This is a genomic window from Nitrospira sp. BLG_2, from assembly GCF_049222245.1.
On record NZ_JBLYIG010000559.1, the window covers coordinates 1 to 3,793 of the forward strand.

Genomic DNA, 3,793 nt, shown 5'->3' on the forward strand with positions numbered 1-3,793 from the left:
GAGGAGAGGGGATTTAGCCTTCGGCCCGGCGAGAAGAGCCACTTGTGGTTTCTATCCGCGCGCACAGTTACGATACACCGATGAAGAGCGCGCGGTACGAGCAAGCTCGGTTTGGTAGAAAGACAAAGATTACTGGAGGTGTTTGTCCGGCGGCGCAAAGAAGAGCGGCTTCGCCGGACGAGCCGCCGGTACACACGAAGTGCGGTTTGGTCGGGGCGAGAGGATTTGAACCTCCGACATCCTGCTCCCAAAGCAGGCGCGCTACCGGGCTGCGCTACGCCCCGACGGTTTGCCGGTCACTCCGTTGCTGCTTCCGGAAAGCCGGGAAAGAAGGTGTGGCTTTTCACGGCCAACGCCGCGTTCCTCGATCGAAGAAACCCGCCGAGAATGTTGGCAACCGCCACATGACCTTGTTCGTTCCAATGATCATCATCGCGGAAATGAAGAAGTTCCTTCATGGCGTACGGTCGCAGCAACTCTTGCAAATCGACGATCTCAAAACCATGCCGGCCGGCCAGTTGTGCAATCAGTATATTGAAATGGGATGTATCTGACAAGCTTGGGAAATCTTCAAACTCTGCTCCATATAATCGCACATCGCTTGGCGCAATGATGACCACCACTTGAAAACCGGCTCTCTGCGCGAGAGATTTCATCTGTTCAAAGGTTTTCTGAAGTGGAAGCCGATTTGGATGCGACTCAACATCTTGTTTGGACCGCTGGGCACCCCGGAGTTGTTCCGGTATGAACAGTTTCGGTCCGAAGCGATGCGAGACATAGAGCGGGAATGGTGACGGGATTCCATCGATAACATAATGCTTTTTAGTCCGATCCTCGCTCTCGAGGCCTGAAAACTCAGCCCGTCCATCCCTGAATCTTGCGACAACCGATTCTTGCCTGACTTTAGCGGGAATCGACCAGAGAGTTTCGATGATCGTGTCTTTGAAGAGTCTTCCGAACAACGATGCAGGCTTCTGAACCGGATGCAGCTCATCGTAAGAACCTTCCAGGTCATTGCCCTCGAAAATCATCCACAGCAACAGCCCTCCCCGAAAGTCAAGTTTTTGAGAGTCGATAACATGCTCGAGCAGCAAGAATTCCTGCTTTGGGGACGAATCCTGCATTCCCATGTTATAGATCGGCTCGCCTATCGAGCGTTCCAGTAACTTCACCCATGTACGATCATGATCGATCCCCCAGCCGAAAGTAAACGAATCCCCGACCGCTAAGATCTTGTGTCCTGCAAGCTTGGTCGTTTCGCGAAATCCATCGTCGTTAATCGATATGGTCACGTGCTTCTTGGAAAACACCGAAGAAGACAATAACGGGGAAGCCAGGAGGCTCGGCCTATACATATCACCATAATGGGAACCGCTGATACTGCGCCCGGGTTTATGCAGGCGAAAATTCTTGTCTGTCGGAAAATATAACTCCGGGTAAAGTTCTCCGATCCACGTGTTCGGATCTGAATGCCGACTCACCGCCGTCAAAGCAGGTCGAGACCAGTTCATAAAAACGCTATACCCGACGTCAAGTACTACCAGCCCGACTACAACGGTCGAAACTCCAAGAGCCGTGTCTCGGATCGTCGTGGCGGCGAACACGTTTCGTTTTGAGGCCCAGGTGAACAATATGCCGAAGAAGACGAATCCGGCCAGAGCCGCCATCACAACATGTGTTATTGAAATCTTGAAGCCGGCAATCGTTTCATCAAGAAACCCCACACATAGGATATAGGCCCACAACAGGCCGACGCTGATAGCCGCCCACAGGATTGTTTTGGCCGCAGGAGACTCATTCCCACTGCGGTGTTCAATGGTGGAACGTGCCACCGTCTTTATCTCCTGCTGCGAACCCTCTGTACCGCGGAACCGCGTTCTTCGCCTCTATCCGATCGTATCTTGCACCATCAGCCTCAGCGCTGCGAATGCCTGGGCTCGATGGCTGATACGGTTCTTCTCTTCAGCCGTCAACTCAGCCAACGTACGACCGAGCTCCGGGACGAAGAACACGGGATCGTAACCGAATCCGTGCGTACCAACAAACCCTTCCGCAATGCGGCCAACGAGCGTTCCCGTGGCTACCCGAGAGTGTCCCCCCGGCATAGCCAAGGCGGCGACCGTTACGAATCGGGCAGTCCGCCGGGCCGGCGGCACACCATCCAGTTCCTTGAGCAGCTTCTTACAGTTATCGTCGTAGGTAGCGGTTTCCCCGGCATATCGAGCCGCAAACACGCCCGGCCTTCCACCCAACGCATCAACTTCGAGCCCCGTATCATCCGCGACCGACGGAATGCCTGTCGCAGAAGCCGTTTCCCTGGCCTTTTTGAGTGCGTTGGCTTCACAGGTCGTGCCGTCTTCCTCGACTTCCGGTGCGGTGGGGAAGTCGGCCAGAGTACGGATGCGGACTCCAAGATCTCCGAGAAGAACAGCAAGTTCCCTGACTTTGTCCGGATTTCTAGTCGCGAGAAGGATTTCTATGATCGGTTTTTCAGTCGAGTGCACCGATCAGCTCTTTCTGAATAGCGGTCAACCGTTGGATGGCCTGCCAGCCGAAATTCAGAAACTCGTCCATATCTTGCTTTGCGAACGGCGTACGTTCCGCCGTACCCTGTACCTCGACATACCGACCGCGGCCGGTCATCACCACATTCATGTCCACTTCCGCCATCGAATCTTCGGTATAGGCGAGATCCACCATGATCTCTCCGCCGACTTTTCCGACGCTGATGGCTGCCAGATAGTCGGTCAGGGGAATCTTTTTCAAGAGATCCCTTTTTTTCAGCGCGGTACAGGCATCAGCCAATGCGATAAAGGCGCCGGTGATAGACGCGGTTCTGGTGCCCCCATCCGCTTGGATCACATCACAGTCGATCCAAATCGACCGCTCTCCCAACTGAGACATGTCGGTCACGGACCGCAGTGCACGTCCGACGAGACGTTGAATCTCGAGGGTCCGGCCGCCTTGCTTTCCCTTGACCGCCTCTCGTGGCGATCGCTCATGGGTTGCACGCGGCAACATCGCATATTCCGCCGTAACCCATCCGGTCCCCTTGCCCTTGAGAAAGGGCGGCACCTTGTCTTCAACGGACGCCGTGCAAATGACCTTCGTGTCTCCCATTTCAATCAACACCGCGCCTTCGGCATGTTTAATAAAGTTGCGTGTCACTTTCACCGGACGGACCTGATCCCTACGACGGCCATCGAAACGAACTAACCCCGAAATTCCGCTCATTTTACGCCTCTTCCTCGATAGTGGGACTCGAATTATAGTGAAGGCCTTAGGAAAGCGCAAACCAACTGTTCAACCGCTCGTCGTCGGTGGCCCCCACGGCTTGACAGCCGTGATCTCTGTTGAGTCTTCGGCAACACCTCGCCGAAGCATCTGCGCATTCCTTCACAACTTCACAACCGTGGCTTACTGCGTGGGCGGGTGAATCGATGCGTCGACCGACCTTTCTACTCAACGCCATCCTCACCTGTACAAAAGCAGCTACTGGAGTTTGACGGATTCTGTACAATCTTTTGACGTGTAGTCCTACATCGGAATAGAGGCTTAGTAATGGCCTGTGACAAGGTATCTCTCAACATCTCTCCAGACGCAGAGATTCTCATCCTTGATCGCTTGATGTCATCAAAATTGACGGTATTAGAATGACGTCATTGAGAGAAGCCAATTGGCACAAAAAGTGCACACCTCTCCGCCGTTCCTACGGCATTCAGGTCACACGCCAATGAGCCGATAAAGAAGAACACAAGACAACCCCGACAGCGTCGATCCGAATACATTCCGA

General features: G+C 54.1%; 3 protein-coding genes and 1 tRNA gene. All 4 read right to left on the reverse strand.

Annotation, left to right across the window (positions count from 1 at the left end; translation table 11 throughout):
* Positions 1 to 207: 207 nt before the first annotated feature.
* The 4 genes from ACOSYY_RS14855 to rph all read right to left on the reverse strand — a co-directional run bounded on the left by ACOSYY_RS14855 (position 208) and on the right by rph (position 3,234).
* Positions 208 to 284 (reverse strand) — tRNA-Pro (locus ACOSYY_RS14855).
* A 12-nt stretch (positions 285 to 296) separates the two neighbouring features.
* Complete coding sequence (locus ACOSYY_RS14860; protein ID WP_421663310.1) at positions 297 to 1,832, reverse strand: alginate O-acetyltransferase AlgX-related protein; 1,536 nt, start codon at positions 1,830 to 1,832, stop codon at positions 297 to 299.
* Between the two features lie 54 nt (positions 1,833 to 1,886).
* Positions 1,887 to 2,483, reverse strand: coding sequence for an XTP/dITP diphosphatase (locus ACOSYY_RS14865; RefSeq protein ID WP_526023327.1), 597 nt, complete (start codon positions 2,481 to 2,483; stop codon positions 1,887 to 1,889).
* 7 nt (positions 2,484 to 2,490) lie between these two features.
* The gene (gene rph, locus ACOSYY_RS14870; protein WP_421663312.1) at positions 2,491 to 3,234 is read right to left on the reverse strand and encodes a ribonuclease PH; all 744 of its coding nucleotides are present in this window, start codon (positions 3,232 to 3,234) and stop codon (positions 2,491 to 2,493) included.
* Between the last annotated feature and the right edge of the window lie 559 nt (positions 3,235 to 3,793).